This window comes from Lysobacter oryzae DSM 21044 (assembly GCF_059568595.1).
This window is the reverse complement of the sequence record NZ_JCANTQ010000013.1, coordinates 220,441-236,413: the sequence shown is the minus strand read 5'-3', so window position 1 is coordinate 236,413 and position 15,973 is coordinate 220,441. Positions and strand designations below refer to the sequence as shown.

Sequence of the window (15,973 nt, the reverse complement as noted above, 5' to 3'; positions counted from 1 at the left end):
TGGGAGGCGGGCGCGCAGCGGCGCGTGCGGCATGCGCCACGCGTGCCGGCGTGGCACGTCCACCGAGCTCACCGGCGCGGCATCTCCACTTTGCGTCGGCAACAAACCGGGTGCGGCCGGCCCCGGCGCAATTGCAGCGCGCGCCGCGAAAGTTTTCGCGCGACGCTGCGCCACCTGCATGGCAGTACGCCGCGGCGTCAGCCCACGCCCACCGCGCCGGTGCACCAGTCCCCGTCCAGGAATCCGGCCAGGTCGTCCCAGCGATACGGCACGCGGCCCTCGAACGCCGCGAGCCTGGCGCCGACCAGGCGACGGTTGTCGTCGCTCAGTTCGACCCGGCGCTGGCGCAGGTATTCGTCGATGAAGAAATCGACGTCGTGCATCTCGCGCAACGACACGTACACGCGATCGATCGGGCCTTGGTAGTGCCTGCTGGCACCGGCGTTCCAACTCATGGGCGCACCTCGGGGCGGGAAGAACCAGGAAGCGGTGCGCACGCTACTCCGGCATCGCCGCGGCGGCAGCGGATAAACCTGTGGACAAGCGGTGCACACCTGCGCGGCCGAAAAAAGCCCCGGGAAAAACCCCGCGCAGCGAGGCCGCATCCCCCAATCGGGTTAGCCCCGGCGGCGACCGGCGGTGGGTTCGGCCTCATGCAATGCAGCAATGGCCGGGTCAGGCGGATGCGTGCTGGAGCGGCGCGATGCTGCTCCGAAGGCGGCGCATCCCGCGGCGCGGCGGCGGTGGCAGCGCCCGTCGCCGCGCCATGGCCGCGGCCTGCAGGCGGCCACGTTGTCTGGTTGCCGCCAGCCCGCAGGAGTGCCCCGTGAACGATCTTTCCCCGGCCCGCATCACCGAAGTCGGCATGGGCTTCTGGCCCGCGAAGACGCTGCTGTCGGCGGTCGAACTGGGCCTGTTCACCCGACTGGGGGCCGACGCGCTCACCGGCGCGCAGTTGCAGGACGCGCTCGCGCTGCATCCGCGCGCCAATCCCGATTTCTTCGACACGCTGCTGGCGCTGGGCTTCCTCGAACGCGATGGCGACGGCGCGGATGCGCGCTACCGCAACACGGCCGAGACCGCGGCGTTCCTCGACCGCAACAGTCCGCGCTACGTCGGCGGCTTCCTGGAGATGGCCAATGCGCGGCTGTATCCGTTCTGGGGCGACCTGACCGAGGCGCTGCGCAGCGGCCGGCCGCAGAACGAGATCAAGCGCACCGGCACGCCGATGTTCGTGGAGCTGTACCGCGATCCGCAGCGCCTGGAGCAGTTCATGCGCGCGATGAGCGGGATTTCCGCCGGCAACTTCCAGGCCTTCGCCGACCGCTTCGATTTCTCGCGCTACGCGACGCTGTGCGACGTGGGCGGGGCGACCGGGCAACTGTCGATGTTCGTGGCCACGCGCCATCCGCACATGCATTGCATCAGCGCCGACCTGCCCGAAGTCACCGCGATCGCGCAACGCGAGATCGCGGCCGCGGGGCTGTCCGGGCGGATCACGGCGCAGCCGCTGGACTTCCTCAAGGATCCGTTGCCGCGCGCGGACGTGATCACGATGGGCATGATCCTGCACGACTGGAACCTGGAGACGAAGCGCCACCTGGTCCGCGCGGCGTACGAGGCGCTGCCGCCCGGCGGTGCGTTCGTGGTGATCGAGAACCTGATCGACGATGCGCGGCGCGAGAACGCCTTCGGCCTGCTGATGTCGCTCAACATGCTGATCGAGTTCGGCGACGCCTTCGACTTCACCGGCGCGGATTTCGCCGGCTGGTGCCGCGAGGCCGGCTTCAGCCGCAGCGAGATCCTGTCCCTGGGCGGGCCGGCGAGCGCGGGCGTGGCGTACAAGTAGGCGAAAGCGCGAGCACCCGCGGCAGGCCGCGTGCCTGCGCGCCGAATCAGTGCACTGGAGCCATGCTCACAGGGTCTTGAGGAACTCCACCAGGTCCGCGCGCGCTCGCGCATCCAGCTGCAGGCCCGCCACAGCGTCGTAGTGCGCGACCACGGCGTCCAGCGTTGCCGCGCTGCCGTCGTGGAAATACGGCGGGTGCTGCCACAGGCCGCGCAGCGGGGTGGTGCGATAGGCCTTGTTGGCCGTGCGCGCGGCATAGGCGCCGTCCATGCCGGTTTCCGCCGGCGCGTGCAGGCGCCCGCTGTTGTTGTCGGTCCCGTTGTAGCCGACATGGCAGCCCAGGCAATGCTGGGCGAACACCGCGCGCCCGCGTGTCGCGGCCACCGTATCGAAGCTGCCCGCCGGGGCGGCCGGCGCAGGCAGGCTGAGCTGGTAGGCGCGCAGCGCCGGCAGTTTCGACGTGACCAGGTCGGGCGACTGCACGATGTCGATGCCGAGGCGATCGTCGCGGAAGTTGCCGTGCCCGCCCATCTGGGTCACCGCGACATAGGCGTTCCAGTACGAGACCGGGCCGTCGCCGGTGTAGGTCTCGTTGCGGATGCCGCGCAGGCCGTACGCGGGCGGCAACACCAGTGGCGTGCTGAGCCCGTCGATGCTGAAGCGCGGGTCGTACTTGCCCGGGCCCCAGCTGTTGTAGACGGCCTTCGCCGCGTCGGGCACCGCGGGCGACAACGCGATGATGCGGCCCGGGTCGAGGTCGCGGTTGGGCCAGCCGTCGCGGCGGTGGCCGATGCCCGGCAACACCGAGTCGTCAACGGTGGAATGGCACAGCGCGCAGGTGATGCCCAGGCGGGTGATCCGGTTGTCCGCATCGACCGTCGCCTGCAGGCCGACCACCGCGTTGAGCTTGAGCAGCGCGACGGTGGTGGCAGGGTCGCGCAGGTCGGCGCCTTCGAGCACGCCGGGCGGCAGGGCATCGGCATCGACCTTGAGTCCGACCGCGAGCGCGGTGAGCGGGTCGACGCCCGCGACCACTTCATTCATGTGCAGGCGGTCGGTCCACACCTGTTCGTCGCCGAAGGTGTCGTAGCGGAAGATGCGTTGCCCCTCGGCGATCATCTCCGGCGAAAGCCGGTTGCCCGGTGCCGGGCGTTGCGCCGCGGGGGCGTTGCTGCAGCCGGCAGCGAGCGTGGTCAGGCAAGCGCACAGCGCGAGGGTCAGCAGCGTACGGGACATGGCCGATCTCCATTCCTGCGGCGATGCCCAAACGCTACTCCTGCGGCGCGGCGCGCTGGCGCAGGCATGTGTAAAGACGCTGGCATGCGGAGGAGGCTGGCGGCGGCCAGAAGCCGGGCGCGCCGAAGCTGCGCGTGGGCCGGTACCCGGGTTCGTTGCGCTCGCGCCGCGCGCTCGCTCGACCGGGTCCGCGGCACGTCCATGGCCGCACCCGCACCGCCTGCAGGCAACCCATGCGCGGGCGTCAACCCGGGCGCCGGCCCACGCTCGCGCGGCGACCGCGCGGCTGCGTTCCAGCGGCGGCAGCGGACGATCGGCGCCGCCGCAGTACGCTGCTGTCCCGTCCCGTCGCGAACCAGGCCATGAGCGAGCCGCAACCCTCTCCGTACGACACGCGCCTGAACATCCTCTACCCGACCGGCGAGGTGATCGACGTGCCCGCGCTGGTCGCGGCCAACACCCACCCCTGGTACAACCAGACCCTGTGCGCGGTGAACGACTCGGTCGTGCGCCTGGGCGTGCTGCAGGGCGAATACCACTGGCACCACCACGAGCGCGAGGACGAGTTCTTCTTCGTCGTCAGCGGCCGCTTCCTGATCGACCTGGAGGACCGCACGGTGGACCTTGCGCCCGGGCAGGGCTTCGTCGTCGCCAAGGGCCTGCGCCACCGCCCGCGTGCGCCGGAAAAGACCGTGGTGCTGATGGTGGAAACCGCCGGCATCGTGCCCACCGGCAGCTGAGCGGGAACGCGCGAGGAGCGCCGGACGATGCATGCACTCACCTTCTCCCGCTTCGGCGGCCCCGAGGTCCTGGAGTGGACCGCCGTGCCCGATCCCGTCGCCACGCCGGGCGTTGCGGTGGTGCGCATGCAAGCGATCGGGCTCAACTTCGCCGACGTGTACCGGCGCCAGGGCCGCTACCACCTGGCCGGCGCGCCGCCGTGGATCGCCGGCTACGAAGGCGCGGGCGAGATCGTCGCGCTGCACGCCGACGACGCGCGCGGTGATGCCGGGCGCGCGTTCCGGGTCGGCCAGCGCGTGGCCTTCGCCGACAGTCCGTTCGCCAACGCCGAACAGGTCGCGGTGCCATTGGACAAGCTGATCGCGCTGCCCGACGACATCGGCGCCGATACCGCGGCCGCGCTGCTGCTGCAAGGCCTGACCGCGCAGTTCCTGCTCGAGGACAGCCACGCCGTGGGCGCGGGCGAGACCCTGCTGGTGCACGCGGCCGGCGGCGGTGTCGGCCAACTGCTGGTGCAGCTCGCGCACGCGCAGGGCGCGCGCGTGATCGCGCTGGCGTCAAGCGCGGACAAGCGCGCCGCCGCGCTCGCCGCGGGCGCGGTGCACGCCGTCGACAGCGGCGCGGGTTGGGTCGAGCGCGTGCGTGCGTTCGCCCCCGACGGCGTGGACATGGTGTACGACTCGGTCGGGCGCACGCTCGGCGACAGCCTCGCGCTCGCGCGCACCGGCGGGACCGTGGTGTTCTACGGCATGGCTGCCGGCGACCCCGATCCAGTCGATCCGCGCGTGCTGATGGATCGTTCGCTGACCCTCACCGGGGGCGACCTGTGGAACGTGCTGACCACACCACATGAGCGCCAGCAGCGCGCGGAACGCCTGTTCGCCGCGGTGCGCGCCGGCCGGCTCAAGGTCGCCATCGCCGCACGCTTCGCCCTGCGCGACGGCGCGCGGGCCCACGCCCTGCTGGAAGGGCGCGGCAGCGTGGGCAAGGTGTTGCTGATTCCGTAAGCGGCCGCGCCAACGCGCGCAGGCACGCGGCTCAATTGCCCGGCGGTCCGGCGGCTTTGGCCACGCCGCCCAGCAACGGATACGGATTGAGCGGCGTGCCCTTCCACCACTGCCGCTCCGGCCCGAGCTCGAACACCGCGAAGTGCAGGTGCGGCGCGCCCGGATCGGCGTTGCCGGTGCTGCCGACGTAGCCGATCACCTGGCCCTGCTTCAGGGCTTGCCCCTGCGCCAAGCCCGGCGCGTAGCGCTGCAGGTGCGCGTAGTAGTACGCGTAGCGGTTGCTCGGGTCGAACTGGTAGATGGTCAGCCCGCCGCGCACGCTGGTGAACAGTTTTTCGACATGGCCATCGGCGACCGCGAGCACCGGCGTGCCGGCGGGCGCCATGATGTCGAGGGCTTCGTGCGCGCGTTCGCCGCCGCGCGACTCATTGAAGGTGTCGCGCAGCTGCGCGGCGGCGAGGCCGGGCAGCGGCATCGCCAGCCTGAGGTCGCGCGCGCTGGTGGTGGCAACCGGTAGCGGGGTCGCGGCCACGGGCGGCGGCGCGACCGGCGCAACCGTCGCAGGCGCCGGCGCCGTCGTGCCCGCTGCGGGCGCTGCAGACGTTGCAGACGCGCCGGTGGAGCCCGGCGCCGCCGCGTCGCGCGCTGCGCTCACCGCCGCGCGCTCGCAGCGCGCGCAGCGATCGCCGCGCGTCATCGTGAAGTACACGGCATTGGCGCCGACCAGCACGCCCACGACGAAGATCAGCACGGCGCGCAGCATCGCCTACTCCTGCAAGAGCGCGGTCATGCCGGGCTTCACCGCGTGGGCGATCTCGCGCGCGCTCCAGTTGGTGACGCGGATGCAGCCGTGCGACTGGGTCTTGCCGATGGTCGCCGGCTCGGCGGTGCCGTGGATGCCGTAATGCGGCTTGGACAGGTCGATCCAGGCGACACCAACGGGATTGTTCGGTCCCGGCGCGATGCGCGCCTTCGCATGGCCCGGATCCGCATCCCAGAACAGCGCCGGGTTGTAATGGAACGCGGGATCGAGCGAGACACCGTTGATCTTCCATTCGCCGATCGGCAACGGGTCGTGCTCGCTGCCGGTGCTGGCGGGGTATTGCGCGATCGCCTTGCCCTGCGCATCGAGCAGTTCCACGGTCGACTCGGAGCGGTCGATCACCAGCGATGCCGCCGCCGGCGGCGGCGCGACCTCGGCGAGGTTCGGCACCAGCAGTTCGGTGCCGGCGACGTCGAGCGCCTTGCCGGGATTGAGCCGTTGCAGCAGCTTGGGGCTGGCACGGAACTTCTCGCCCAGCGCCTCGGCCGCGCTGCCGTAGCCGAGTTGGGCAAGCTTCGCGTTCTCCATGATGTCGTCGGAGAGTTTCACGAACGGCCCGGCGACGTCCTGCTCGGTGACGGTGTAGGTGACCAGCACCGGCGCGGTGTCGCTCTCGAGCGCGCTCCACGTCGCCTCGTCGAGTTCGCCGCTGTCGGGCAGCGCGCGGTTGCGCTGGAACGCGGCGAGGGCGCGGCGGGTGTTGGCGCCGCCGCTGGCATCGACCTCGCCCGGCGAGAAGTGCGCGCGTTCGAGCAGCACCTGCGCGCGCAGCATCGCCGCGGCGCCACTATGCGTGGCCGGATCGTTGGCCTGGTCGAGGGTGGCCTCGGCCGCGGCGGCATGGCCGCAACCCAGCCACAGGGCGGAAAGAAGCAGGGCGGTCCGGATCGCGGGCATGGCGTCCAAGCGGCAGTGGGGTTGTCCCGATCCTCTGGCAGGCCACTGCGTGGCCGCGTGAAATCACCGATCCGCGGTCACGGAGCGTTAACTGGTCAGCCGGCGCAGGCACGTCGGGGCGCGCCGCCGCGCGCGGCCGATAGAATGGCCGCCCGCTCCGACCGGCCTTGCGCCAGGTAACCGCCATGGCCCTCAAGGCCACCATCGTCAAAGCCGAGTTGCAGGTCAGCGACATGGACCGGCACTACTACGCCACGCACAACCTCACCCTGGCGCAGCATCCGTCGGAGACCGACGAGCGCCTGATGGTGCGGCTGCTCGCGTTCGCGCTGCACGCGGACGAGCGGCTCGAGTTCGGACGCGGCCTCAGTGACGAGGACGAACCGGCGCTGTGGCGGCACGACTACACCGGCGAGATCGAGCAGTGGATCGAGCTGGGCCAACCCGACGAGGCGCGCATCCGCAAGGCCTGCAGCCGCGCGCACCAGGTCGTCGTGGTGAACTACGGCGGCCGCGCCGCGGACGTGTGGTGGAGCAAGAACGCGGCCACGCTGGCACGGCTGAAGAACCTGACCGTGCTCGACATCGACCCCGGCAGCGTCGAGGCCGTCGTCGCGTTGCTCGACCGCGGCATGCGCCTGACCGCGATGATCCAGGACGGCGAACTGCAACTGATGGACACCGACCGCACCGTCGCGTTGCGCCCCGGCGTGCGAATGGCGCCGACCCTGGCCGCGGTCTGACGCCGCGCGCTTCGGGAGCACCCGCGCCGGCACGTGCATTCGCGCCGCGCATCGCCGACAGTGGGCGCGCGCCGGCTTGGCGCATGCCAAGGGGACGCAGATGCTGGCTCGGATGTTTCCGTCGGTCGCCGACAACCGCTATCGCGGGCTGGCGCCGGCGCTGTGGCTGTTCGTGCTGCTGGCCGTGATGAAAGTGGGGCTGGGCCTGGCGCACATCCTCCGCGCCGACGGCGGTGCGCAGTCGGTGTCGACCATCCCGCTCGACACGTACCCGGCGGGCGCGGCGCAGAACATCGTCGGCCTGATGGCGCGCATGGGCCTGGAGCAGGTGCTGCTCGGGCTGGTGTTCTTCATCGTGCTGCTGCGCTACCGCGCGCTGGTGCCGCTGATGTACCTGGTCGCGGTGCTGCATTTCCTCGGCGGCCGCGCCATCGGCACCATGAAGCCGCTGGCCCTGGCGGGCGTCTCGGGTGCGGCGACCATGCACCTGGTCATCGGCGCGATCGCCGTGGTCGGCCTGCTGCTCTCGCTCGCGGGCAAGAGGTATCGCACGCGCCTGCGCTAGGCGGTTGCCGCAGGAAGCAGGCGCGCGGCGCTAGTGCCGCGCGGCGGCAACGCTGCGCGGCGGTTGCGCGAGGGTTTCCAGCAGCACGCCGTGGTCCAGCGACGGCGCGTACAGCCAGCCCTGGATGCGGCACACGCCCAGCGCACGCAGGGCATCGCGCTGTTCGGTGCGCTCGACGCCCTCGGCCACCACGTCGATCTCCAGCGCCTGCGCCAGTTCGCGGATCGCGGTCACCAGCGCGACGTCGAAGCGTTCGTCCGGCAAGCCCGCGACGAAGCTGCGGTCGACCTTGATCGCATCGATCGGGAAGGCCTTGAGGTACGCCAGCGACGAATAGCCGGTGCCGAAATCGTCGACCGCCAGGCCCACGCCCAGCGCCTTCAGCCGCTCCATCGTGCGCAGCGCGTCGCGGGTGTCGTGCATCAGGGTGGTCTCGGTGACCTCCAGGCACAGCCGCTGCGGAGCCAGTCCGCAGTGCGCGAGCGCGTCGGCGACGTCGTCGACCAGGCCCGGCGCGGCGAACTGTTGCGCCGACACGTTCACGCGCAGGGTCAGCGGCGGCTCCTGCTCCGGCCATTCGCACGCGTCGTGGCAGGCCTGATGCAGCACGTAGCGGCCGAGCGGCAGGATCAGGCCGGACTCTTCGGCGACGTCGATGAAGGCGCCGGCCCCGAGCAGCCCGTCGGGCTGGCGCCAGCGCACCAGCGCCTCCGCGCCGGACCACGCCCCGGCGCTCAGGTCGTACTCCGGCTGGTACTGCACCGTGAAATCGCCGTTGTCCAGCGCGTCGCGCAGCGCCTGTTCCATGCGCAGGCGCTCGACCAGGGCGCGGTGCTGGGTGACGTCGAACACTTCGAACCGGTGCCGGCCCAGCGCGGCCGCACGCTCGCTCGCCAGTTCGGCGCTGCGCAGCAGCACGCGCGGATCGCCTTCCTCGAGGTCGCGGGCGAAGGCGACGCCGACCGCGGCGCTGGCTTCCACGCCATGCCAGCCGGACACGCTGCGCACCGCCTCGACGCAGCGCTCGGCGATGGCGACCACCTCGCGTTCGGAGACGTGGCGATGCGAGAGGATCGCGAAGCCGTCGGCGCGCACGCGCGCCAACGCGCCCTGCGTGCCCACGGCCACGCGCAGGCGCAGCGCGAGTTCGGCCATCACCTCCTCGGCGGTCGGCGCGTTCGCCGGCATCGCCGCGCCGTAGGGCAGGGCGACGTGCACATGCACCACCGCGACCGGTTCCTGCGCATCGTGCGGCGTGGCCAGGCGCTCGCGCACGCGTTCGATCAGGTAATCGCGATTGGGCAGGTCGGTGGCCGGATCGTGCAGGCGCAGGTGCGCCAGCCGCCGCTCGGCCTGGCGACGCCGGTCGATCTCGACCACCATCGCCACGTAATCGCCCATGCTGCCGGCGAAGGCGACTTCTTCCGCGGTCCATACCCGCGCCGTGCCGACCTGCTCGTGGCAGATCACGCCCACCAGTTCGCCTTCCAGCCGCACCGGCGCATCGAGCAGGGAACGGATGTCATGCCGTTCCAGGTAGGCGCGCAGGGCGCCGTGCGAACTGGCGGTGCTCGGATCGGCGTGCACGTCCACGGCGTCGATCGCGCGCACCACCTGCAGCAGGTCGATGTAGTGGCCGTCCATCGGCAGGACTTCCAGCGCCTTGCGCGGCGTGTGCTCGGCGCTGGACAGGGTGTAGGCGTGCACGCACTCCAGCCGCAACGGTTGCGGCTGCAGGCGCCAGATATTGACGCGTTCGACCTGCATCGCGTGCGCCGCGGTCTGGCAGATCACGGCGAACGCGTCCTGCAGGGTGCACTCCGGATGCCAGCAGGCGCGGGTCAGTTCGACCAGTGCGCGGGTGTAGCGCGTGCCTGGCGTTTCCGGCAGCGGCTTGTCGCGGCCCGCGATGGCGGACATGGCAGCCTCCTCGCGTGGAACTTGCCGCGGCCTGTGCGGCAGCGGCCTGCGGCACTCTAGCACCGGGGGTGTACGCGAGCGGTTACGCGCCCCGGGCCCGCGAACGGGCCATCGCAGCCGCGCGCCCGCGCCGCGCCGGCCGTTGCCGGCGTACGCTGGTGGCGTGTTCCCGAGCGCAAATCGTGACCGTGCCGTTTTCCCGCCTCCGCGCCGCGCAATTCCTGCACCACTGGCGCCGCGCGCTGGGAGTGCTGCTGTTGTGCGCGGTGATCGCGCTGCTGCTGTCGGTCGACACGCTGTTCGCGTTGCTGCAGCGGGCACTGGCCGCGGCCGAACCCTACATCGCGGCGCAACCGGTCGCCGGCCCGGTCGTGTTCGTGGTGCTGTCGGCGTTGTCGGCGATGCTCGCGTTCTTCTCCAGCGCGGTGCTCGTGCCGGTCGCCGTGTACAACTGGGGGCGCCCGGTCACGGCGCTGCTGTTGTGGCTGGGCTGGCTGCTCGGCGGCGCGGGCGCGTACGCCATGGGGCGCTTTCTGGGCCGGCCGATGATGCGCGGGCTGGTGCCGGCACGGCTGGCGGATTTCTACTTGCGGCGCCTGCCGGCGCAGGTCGACTTCCCGACCGCGCTGCTGTTCCAGGTGGCGATGCCGTCGGAGTTGCCGGGCTATCTGTTCGGCCTCCTGCACGTGCCGTTCCGCCGCTACCTGGCGGCACTCGCGCTGGTGGAGGCGCCGTTCGCGATCGGCACCGTGCTGCTCGGCGAGAGCCTGATCCGTCGCGAGCGCGGGTGGATGCTGGCGCTGGCCGTGCTGGGTGTCGGCGTCAGCCTGCTCGCCGTGCACCGGCTGCACCGGCGCCTGCACGCCGCCGGCGCGAACGAGGCTCGCTAGCAGGCGGCACGGCCCCTGCCTGAAGCTGAACCGGCGCGCGTCCCGGCGCGCGCCGCGAATCCCCGCGGCCCTTGGCCGCCTCTGCAAGGGTGACCGTCGCGCCGCGCGGGTTTGCACTCCGCTCCGACCGACCCCATCTGAGGGAAACCCGATCCTGCCGCCGGGTCGCCCGAAGCAAGACCTGGCGGCGATTCCCGCACCCTGGAGCCCGCCATGCGCGACTACCGCAAGACCCCCGAAGCCCTCGCCCAGCTGACGCCGGAGCAGTACCGCGTCACCCAGGAAGGCGCTACCGAGCGCCCGGGCACCGGCGAATACCTGCATAACGATCGCCCCGGGATCTACGTCGACATCGTCTCCGGCGAACCGTTGTTCGCGTCGTCGGCGAAGTTCGAATCCGGCTGCGGCTGGCCCAGCTTCACCAAGCCGATCGAATCCGCGCACGTCAACGAGCTGCGCGACACCTCGCACGGCATGATCCGCACCGAGGTGCGTTCGGCGCACGGCGACAGCCACCTCGGCCACGTGTTCGACGACGGTCCGCGCGATCGCGGCGGCCTGCGCTACTGCATCAACTCCGCCGCGTTGCGCTTCGTGCCGCGCGAGGAGATGGAAGCCGCCGGTTACGGCGCGTACCTGGACCAGGTGGAGGACGTGCGATGAGCGAGAAGGCGATCCTGGCCGGCGGGTGCTTCTGGGGCGTGCAGGAGCTGCTGCGCGCGAAGGACGGCGTGCTCGGCACACGCGTGGGCTACAGCGGCGGCGACGTGCCCAATGCGACCTACCGCAACCACGGCAGCCATGCCGAGGCGGTGGAAATCACCTTCGATCCGGCGCGCATCAGCTACCGCGACCTGCTCGAGTTCTTCTTCCAGATCCACGATCCGTCCACGCGCAACCGCCAGGGCAACGACGTCGGCCTGTCCTACCGCTCGGCGATCTTCTACACCACGCCCGAGCAGCAGCGCATCGCGCTGGACACCATCGCCGACGTCGACGCCTCCGGCCTGTGGCCCGGCAAGGCGGTCACCGAGGTCGCGCCCGCGGGCGACTTCTGGGAAGCCGAACCCGAGCATCAGGACTACCTGCAGCGCTATCCCGACGGCTACACCTGCCACTTCGTCCGCCCGGACTGGAAGCTGCCGCGGCGCGCGGCGACATAGCGCGGGGCGCGAAGCCCCGCGGATGGTGCTCACTCCACCTTGCGCAACCGGTGCTGCGGTTGCGCGCACACCACGATGGTGTCGGCCGCGCTCGCGGTGCCAATGGCACGCACGCGATCGCCCGGCCGCAGCGCCTGCTCGTCGCCGGGTGCGGCGGCCTTGCATAGATTCCAGCGTGCCGGCAGCTGCACCTTGACCACGCCGGATGCGGACGTGGCCAGGCTGACCACGGCGTTGCCGTCGTAGGCCCACGGTGCAGTGTCGACGGCGACGACGTTGCCTTCGACCGTGGCTTCGGCGCCAGGCACGAGCCCCAGCGGACGCGCGGGCGGCGTGGCGCAGGCGGACAGCACCGCGATGGCGAGCGCGGCCAACGCGGCGGCGGGAACACGGACGGAACGGGGCATGCGCGTGGCTCGAAGGGGAAGGGCGCGCGATTGTGGCGCGTCCCGCGGGCATGGGGTGCAAACCGTGAGGGAAGGGTGGCCGGCATTGCGACGGGCCGCACATCGCGAGGCCCGCACGCGGGGCGATAGCCACTACCATGCCGGTGCGCGCGGTGCGCCCGGAATGCGGGGACGGATGACGATGAAGGCGAAGGTTTGCGGAGGCGGCTTGCTGGTTGCGGCGTGGGCCGGCTTGCTCGGCAGCACCGCGGGTCATGCCGCGCCGCCCGCCGTCCAGCCTGCCGCCGCGAAGCCACCGGTGGTGGCAGCAGCGTCGGCGCGCGACGTCCGCGAGGCCGCGCTCAAGATCCAGCAACGCCTGCGCGCCGAGCAGCGCGCGCGCGAACAGGCGCAGCGCAACGAGGCGAAGAACGAGCGCTGCATCGGTGGGCAGCGCATGCGCCGCGTCGCCAACGGCTGGGTCGACGCGGGCAACTGCTGAGCGCACCGATCGTACGCGGCACGCGCAGGGGCGGCCGCGGATTCCCACGGTCCTGACCCGGACACGCGGCCGACTTCGCGTCGACCGAACACTCGCGCGCGCACAGTGCCCCTGCAGGAGGCACCCGCCATGCACGCCAATCGCTTCGACGACATCCTCGGCACGGTCGGGCGCACCCCGGTCGTACGCCTCAACAAGCTGGCGCCGCCGCGCGTCAACGTGTTCGCCAAGGTCGAGTCGTTCAATCCGATGGGCTCGGTCAAGGACCGGCTCGCGCTCGGCATCATCGAGGACGCCGAGCGCCGCGGCGCGCTCGCGCCCGGGCAGACGGTGATCGAGGCGACCAGCGGCAACACCGGCATCGGCCTGGCGATGGTGTGCGCGGTGAAAGGCTATCCGCTGGTGGTGACGATGGCGGAGAACTTCAGCGTCGAACGCCGCAGGATGATGCGGTTCCTCGGCGCGAAGGTGGTGCTGACCCCGGCGGCGCTGAAGGGCAGCGGCATGCTCGCCAAGGCGATGGAACTGGCGCAGGCGCACGGCTGGTTCCTGTGCCGGCAGTTCGAGAACGAGGCCAACGCCGACATGCATTCGCGCACGACCGCGCGCGAAATCCTCGCCGCGTTCGCCGGCGAACGGCTCGATTATTTCGTCACCGGCTACGGCACCGGCGGCACGCTCAAGGGCGTGGCGCGCGTGCTCAAGGCCGAGCGGCCGGACACGCGGATCGTGGTGTGCGAACCGGACAACGCGCCGATCCTCGGCAGCGGCCTGCCGCAGCCACGCGCGGCCGACGGCACGCCCAGCGACAGCCACCCGGCGTTCCGTCCGCACCTGATGCAGGGCTGGTCGCCCGACTTCATCCCCAAGCTCACCGAGGACGCCATCGCCGCGCACTGGATCGACCGCGTGCTGCCGATCAACGGCGGCGACGCCACGCGCCTGGCGCGCGAGCTGGCGCAGCGCGAGGGCATCTTCGTCGGTATCTCCGCCGGCGCGACCCTGGCGGGCGCATTGCAGCTCGCCGCCGAAGCGCCCGACGGCGCCACCATCCTGTGCATGCTGCCCGACACCGGCGAGCGCTACCTGAGCACGCCGCTGTTCGAAGGCATCGGCATCGACATGACCGACGAGGAGCTGGCGATCTCGCGCTCGACCCCGGGCGCGCGCTTCGATGCGCCGCCACCATCGCCATCGCCGCCGCCAGCGGCCGCGACGCAGGGCACGCCGCTGGCGCCCCCGGCGTCGGCGGAGGTCGAGGCCTTCGTCGCGGGCGTGCTCGCCGATCGCGAACAGCCGCTGGTGCTGTTCGCGCTGGAGTGGTGCGAGTTCTGCTGGTCGCTGCGCAAGCTGTTCGCGAAGCTCGGTATTCCCTACCGCTCCATCGACCTCGATTCGACCGCGTACCAGCGCGACGATCGCGGTGGCCAGATCCGCGCGGTGCTGGCCGCACGCACCGGCAGCCGCACCATCCCGCAGGTGTTCCTCGGCGGCGATTGGCTCGGCGGCTGCACCGAAACCCTGGAACTGGCGAAGGACGGACGCCTGCAGGCGCTGCTCAAGGCGCATGGCGTCGACTGCGCGGAGGACGTGCCGGTCGACCCCGCGGCATTGCTGCCGGCGTGGCTGCAACCACGTTGAGACCGCCACTCCGGCCGGGCTAGGTGCCGGATACGCCGAGCGTGCCCCGGAACGCGTCCACCTCGACCACCGAACCCAGGCGGTGGCTCTTCTGCGCGCGCACCAGCGCCTCGTCGATCTGCTCGCGGCGCGGACTGGCGTCCCAGCGTTCCGCCTTGAACACGTCGGCGCGCGGGTTCTGGCGGATGACGTTGGCGTCCTGCAGCCACTTCCAGTCGCCCGGCATCAATTCGTGGTGCAGCGCGTAAGCGCGGGCGCTGGCGTAGCTGTGCGCGTAGATGAGGTTCATTGGGCCTTCCGCGATCGACGGTGCGCTATTGCCGCCACGCCGACCGGCGTTTGTCAGCTACCTGCTCGGGGGATGGCCGCGACTGTCCCGCGCCACGGTCTGCCCGCGTTGAGCGTGGTGCGGCACGCGAATGGAAGCGGGCGCCGCGCCCCTTCCTTGCGGAGAATCACCATGAACCACAGGACCGTGCTGGCCGCGGCATGCCTCGCGTTGGCCGCGGCAGCGCCCGGCGCGCAGGCGGCCGCGGATTCGGCGCTCAACGCGCAGCTGCAGGCGTTGCGCCTGGCGACCGCGTCGTTCCATTCGCTCGACAACGCCATCGCCGCGGGTTGGACCGAGCAACTGACGCCGTGCCTGTCGTCGCCGGACGGCGGCATGGGCTACCACCAGGTCAACTGGGACGTGTTCTTCGACAACCAGGTCGATGCGTTGCGGCCCGAACTGCTGGTGTATGCGCCCACGCCGTCCGGCGGCAAGCGCCTGGTCGCGGTCGAGTACCTGGTGTTCGCCGATGCGCTGGGCAGCGATCCGGTGCCCGAGCTGTTCGGCCAGGCGTTCCACTACAACCCCGACGTGGACGCATGGGTGCTGCACGTGTGGCTGTGGCAAGGCAACCGCAACGGCCTGTTCGCCGACTGGAACCCCGCGGTGCGCTGCGACTGAGTCGCCCCCAGAACGAAGGCCCCGCGAGTGCGGGGCCTTCGTGCGCAACGACGCCTGGCATCAGTAGCCCAGGGCCTGCGCGATCAGCCCGGTGGTGACATCGACCAGCAGGTAGCGGTCGTCCATCGGCCGGATCCAGCGATAGCCGCGCGGCGGCGCGCTCAGCTGATAGGCGCGGTAGTCGTCGACGTAGTAACGCGGATCGACGTCGACCAGCACGATGCGTTCGCCGCGCTTCCAGGCCTTCTTCTGCCAACCCAGGTGGCGGCCGTTGTCGTGGCGCCCCTCGGATTTCCAGTCGCGGTGGTGCTCGCCGTCATGGTGGCGGCCCTTGTCGGCGAAGGCCGGGGCCGCGGCAAAAGCCAGGGCGAGCGCGATGGCAATCGGTGCATGCAGCTTCATGTACTACCTCCTTGCTCGTACGGTGCCGGCACCTTAGGCGGGCGCGGGTGAATGTCGCGGCAGCCGGTGCTGAATCGGATGCAACGATTCACCGACGCCATGATCCCGTGAAAAAGCTGGCACCGCGCATGCTTCCAGCTGTCGCATTCACGTTCGCGCCGTGGCGGCGTGACCGGCGCCGCGCGGATCTCGCGTGACTTCCCATACCGGCGCCATCGCCCGATGCCGCGCCCGCAAACAGGCTGCAGCAAGCTGC

General features: G+C 71.3%; 19 protein-coding genes and 1 pseudogene. 12 read left to right on the top strand and 8 right to left on the bottom strand.

Annotated elements, in window-relative coordinates:
* Positions 1–197 precede the first annotated feature (197 nt).
* Complete coding sequence (locus BP05_RS13415) at positions 198–455, bottom strand: hypothetical protein (RefSeq protein WP_496364273.1); 258 nt, start codon at positions 453–455, stop codon at positions 198–200.
* A 371-nt stretch (positions 456–826) separates the two neighbouring features.
* On the opposite strand from BP05_RS13415, the gene BP05_RS13410 reads away from it, so the two are divergent.
* Complete coding sequence (locus tag BP05_RS13410; protein ID WP_496364271.1) at positions 827–1,849, top strand: methyltransferase; 1,023 nt, start codon at positions 827–829, stop codon at positions 1,847–1,849.
* A 66-nt stretch (positions 1,850–1,915) separates the two neighbouring features.
* Here the strand turns inward: BP05_RS13410 and BP05_RS13405 are convergent, their stop codons facing one another.
* On the bottom strand, positions 1,916–3,085 hold the full coding sequence (locus tag BP05_RS13405; protein WP_496364269.1) for a c-type cytochrome: 1,170 nt from the start codon (positions 3,083–3,085) through the stop codon (positions 1,916–1,918).
* Between the two features lie 362 nt (positions 3,086–3,447).
* Here BP05_RS13405 and BP05_RS13400 point away from each other — a divergent pair, with 362 nt between their 5' ends.
* Both BP05_RS13400 and BP05_RS13395 read left to right on the top strand, forming a co-directional pair.
* Positions 3,448–3,825, top strand: a complete 378-nt coding sequence (locus tag BP05_RS13400; RefSeq protein ID WP_496364267.1) for a cupin domain-containing protein — start codon at positions 3,448–3,450, stop codon at positions 3,823–3,825.
* Between the two features lie 27 nt (positions 3,826–3,852).
* Positions 3,853–4,833 (top strand): quinone oxidoreductase family protein, encoded by a 981-nt coding sequence (locus BP05_RS13395; protein ID WP_496364265.1) that lies wholly within the window; start codon positions 3,853–3,855, stop codon positions 4,831–4,833.
* Positions 4,834–4,864: 31 nt separating this feature from the next.
* On the opposite strand, the gene BP05_RS13390 is transcribed toward BP05_RS13395, so the two are convergent.
* On the bottom strand, positions 4,865–5,593 hold the full coding sequence (locus BP05_RS13390; RefSeq protein WP_496364456.1) for a M23 family metallopeptidase: 729 nt from the start codon (positions 5,591–5,593) through the stop codon (positions 4,865–4,867).
* A gap of 6 nt (positions 5,594–5,599) precedes the next feature.
* Positions 5,600–6,553 carry a L,D-transpeptidase family protein gene (locus BP05_RS13385; protein WP_496364263.1) on the bottom strand — a complete coding sequence of 318 codons (954 nt, stop codon included), beginning with the start codon at positions 6,551–6,553 and terminating at the stop codon, positions 5,600–5,602.
* A gap of 185 nt (positions 6,554–6,738) precedes the next feature.
* On the opposite strand from BP05_RS13385, the gene BP05_RS13380 reads away from it, so the two are divergent.
* Together BP05_RS13380 and BP05_RS13375 are read left to right on the top strand one after the other, a co-directional pair.
* Positions 6,739–7,296: a YaeQ family protein gene (locus BP05_RS13380; protein WP_496364261.1), complete on the top strand. Its 558-nt coding sequence runs from the start codon at positions 6,739–6,741 to the stop codon at positions 7,294–7,296.
* A 100-nt stretch (positions 7,297–7,396) separates the two neighbouring features.
* Entirely contained in the window at positions 7,397–7,861 is a 465-nt protein-coding gene (locus tag BP05_RS13375; RefSeq protein WP_496364259.1) for a hypothetical protein, read from the top strand.
* A gap of 30 nt (positions 7,862–7,891) precedes the next feature.
* Here the strand turns inward: BP05_RS13375 and BP05_RS13370 are convergent, their stop codons facing one another.
* Positions 7,892–9,781, bottom strand: coding sequence for a putative bifunctional diguanylate cyclase/phosphodiesterase (locus BP05_RS13370; protein WP_496364257.1), 1,890 nt, complete (start codon positions 9,779–9,781; stop codon positions 7,892–7,894).
* A gap of 188 nt (positions 9,782–9,969) precedes the next feature.
* Here BP05_RS13370 and BP05_RS13365 point away from each other — a divergent pair, with 188 nt between their 5' ends.
* The 3 genes from BP05_RS13365 to msrA all read left to right on the top strand — a co-directional run bounded on the left by BP05_RS13365 (position 9,970) and on the right by msrA (position 11,834).
* A complete protein-coding gene (locus BP05_RS13365) occupies positions 9,970–10,671 on the top strand; it encodes a VTT domain-containing protein (protein WP_496364255.1) in 702 nt (233 codons plus the stop codon).
* Positions 10,672–10,884: 213 nt separating this feature from the next.
* A complete protein-coding gene (gene msrB / locus BP05_RS13360) occupies positions 10,885–11,334 on the top strand; it encodes a peptide-methionine (R)-S-oxide reductase MsrB (RefSeq protein WP_496364253.1) in 450 nt (149 codons plus the stop codon).
* On the top strand, positions 11,331–11,834 hold the full coding sequence (gene msrA, locus BP05_RS13355; RefSeq protein WP_496364251.1) for a peptide-methionine (S)-S-oxide reductase MsrA: 504 nt from the start codon (positions 11,331–11,333) through the stop codon (positions 11,832–11,834). The genes msrB and msrA overlap by 4 nt, the downstream gene beginning before the upstream one ends.
* 29 nt (positions 11,835–11,863) lie before the next feature.
* On the opposite strand, the gene BP05_RS13350 is transcribed toward msrA, so the two are convergent.
* The gene (locus tag BP05_RS13350) at positions 11,864–12,241 is read right to left on the bottom strand and encodes a hypothetical protein (protein ID WP_496364249.1); all 378 of its coding nucleotides are present in this window, start codon (positions 12,239–12,241) and stop codon (positions 11,864–11,866) included.
* A 181-nt stretch (positions 12,242–12,422) separates the two neighbouring features.
* Here BP05_RS13350 and BP05_RS13345 point away from each other — a divergent pair, with 181 nt between their 5' ends.
* The 3 genes and pseudogenes from BP05_RS13345 (at position 12,423) to BP05_RS13335 (ending at position 14,363) form a co-directional block, all read left to right on the top strand.
* On the top strand, positions 12,423–12,722 hold the full coding sequence (locus BP05_RS13345; RefSeq protein ID WP_496364247.1) for a hypothetical protein: 300 nt from the start codon (positions 12,423–12,425) through the stop codon (positions 12,720–12,722).
* Between the two features lie 129 nt (positions 12,723–12,851).
* A pseudogene (gene cysK, locus BP05_RS13340) lies at positions 12,852–13,865 on the top strand (cysteine synthase A); the annotation flags it as partial.
* Complete coding sequence (locus tag BP05_RS13335) at positions 13,845–14,363, top strand: glutaredoxin domain-containing protein (protein WP_496364454.1); 519 nt, start codon at positions 13,845–13,847, stop codon at positions 14,361–14,363. The pseudogene cysK and the gene BP05_RS13335, both read left to right, overlap by 21 nt.
* Before the next feature lie 19 nt (positions 14,364–14,382).
* On the opposite strand, the gene BP05_RS13330 is transcribed toward BP05_RS13335, so the two are convergent.
* Positions 14,383–14,652 carry a hypothetical protein gene (locus tag BP05_RS13330; protein WP_496364245.1) on the bottom strand — a complete coding sequence of 90 codons (270 nt, stop codon included), beginning with the start codon at positions 14,650–14,652 and terminating at the stop codon, positions 14,383–14,385.
* Positions 14,653–14,823: 171 nt separating this feature from the next.
* Between BP05_RS13330 and BP05_RS13325 the strand changes: the two genes are divergently transcribed.
* Positions 14,824–15,315, top strand: coding sequence for a hypothetical protein (locus BP05_RS13325; RefSeq protein ID WP_496364243.1), 492 nt, complete (start codon positions 14,824–14,826; stop codon positions 15,313–15,315).
* A gap of 60 nt (positions 15,316–15,375) precedes the next feature.
* On the opposite strand, the gene BP05_RS13320 is transcribed toward BP05_RS13325, so the two are convergent.
* Positions 15,376–15,717, bottom strand: a complete 342-nt coding sequence (locus BP05_RS13320) for an RcnB family protein (protein ID WP_496364241.1) — start codon at positions 15,715–15,717, stop codon at positions 15,376–15,378.
* Positions 15,718–15,973 lie beyond the last annotated feature (256 nt).

What these genes read in the sequence shown, in the direction of transcription:
- BP05_RS13415 (WP_496364273.1), bottom strand. Translation starts at nt 455, where the DNA reads ATGAGTTGGAACGCCGGTGCCAGCAGGCACTACCAAGGCCCGATCGAT.
- BP05_RS13405 (WP_496364269.1), bottom strand. Translation starts at nt 3,085, where the DNA reads ATGTCCCGTACGCTGCTGACCCTCGCGCTGTGCGCTTGCCTGACCACG.
- BP05_RS13400 (WP_496364267.1), top strand. Translation starts at nt 3,448, where the DNA reads ATGAGCGAGCCGCAACCCTCTCCGTACGACACGCGCCTGAACATCCTC.
- BP05_RS13395 (WP_496364265.1), top strand. Translation starts at nt 3,853, where the DNA reads ATGCATGCACTCACCTTCTCCCGCTTCGGCGGCCCCGAGGTCCTGGAG.
- BP05_RS13385 (WP_496364263.1), bottom strand. Translation starts at nt 6,553, where the DNA reads ATGCCCGCGATCCGGACCGCCCTGCTTCTTTCCGCCCTGTGGCTGGGT.
- BP05_RS13380 (WP_496364261.1), top strand. Translation starts at nt 6,739, where the DNA reads ATGGCCCTCAAGGCCACCATCGTCAAAGCCGAGTTGCAGGTCAGCGAC.
- BP05_RS13375 (WP_496364259.1), top strand. Translation starts at nt 7,397, where the DNA reads ATGCTGGCTCGGATGTTTCCGTCGGTCGCCGACAACCGCTATCGCGGG.
- BP05_RS13370 (WP_496364257.1), bottom strand. Translation starts at nt 9,781, where the DNA reads ATGTCCGCCATCGCGGGCCGCGACAAGCCGCTGCCGGAAACGCCAGGC.
- msrB (WP_496364253.1), top strand. Translation starts at nt 10,885, where the DNA reads ATGCGCGACTACCGCAAGACCCCCGAAGCCCTCGCCCAGCTGACGCCG.
- msrA (WP_496364251.1), top strand. Translation starts at nt 11,331, where the DNA reads ATGAGCGAGAAGGCGATCCTGGCCGGCGGGTGCTTCTGGGGCGTGCAG.
- BP05_RS13350 (WP_496364249.1), bottom strand. Translation starts at nt 12,241, where the DNA reads ATGCCCCGTTCCGTCCGTGTTCCCGCCGCCGCGTTGGCCGCGCTCGCC.
- BP05_RS13345 (WP_496364247.1), top strand. Translation starts at nt 12,423, where the DNA reads ATGAAGGCGAAGGTTTGCGGAGGCGGCTTGCTGGTTGCGGCGTGGGCC.
- BP05_RS13335 (WP_496364454.1), top strand. Translation starts at nt 13,845, where the DNA reads ATGACCGACGAGGAGCTGGCGATCTCGCGCTCGACCCCGGGCGCGCGC.
- BP05_RS13330 (WP_496364245.1), bottom strand. Translation starts at nt 14,652, where the DNA reads ATGAACCTCATCTACGCGCACAGCTACGCCAGCGCCCGCGCTTACGCG.
- BP05_RS13325 (WP_496364243.1), top strand. Translation starts at nt 14,824, where the DNA reads ATGAACCACAGGACCGTGCTGGCCGCGGCATGCCTCGCGTTGGCCGCG.
- BP05_RS13320 (WP_496364241.1), bottom strand. Translation starts at nt 15,717, where the DNA reads ATGAAGCTGCATGCACCGATTGCCATCGCGCTCGCCCTGGCTTTTGCC.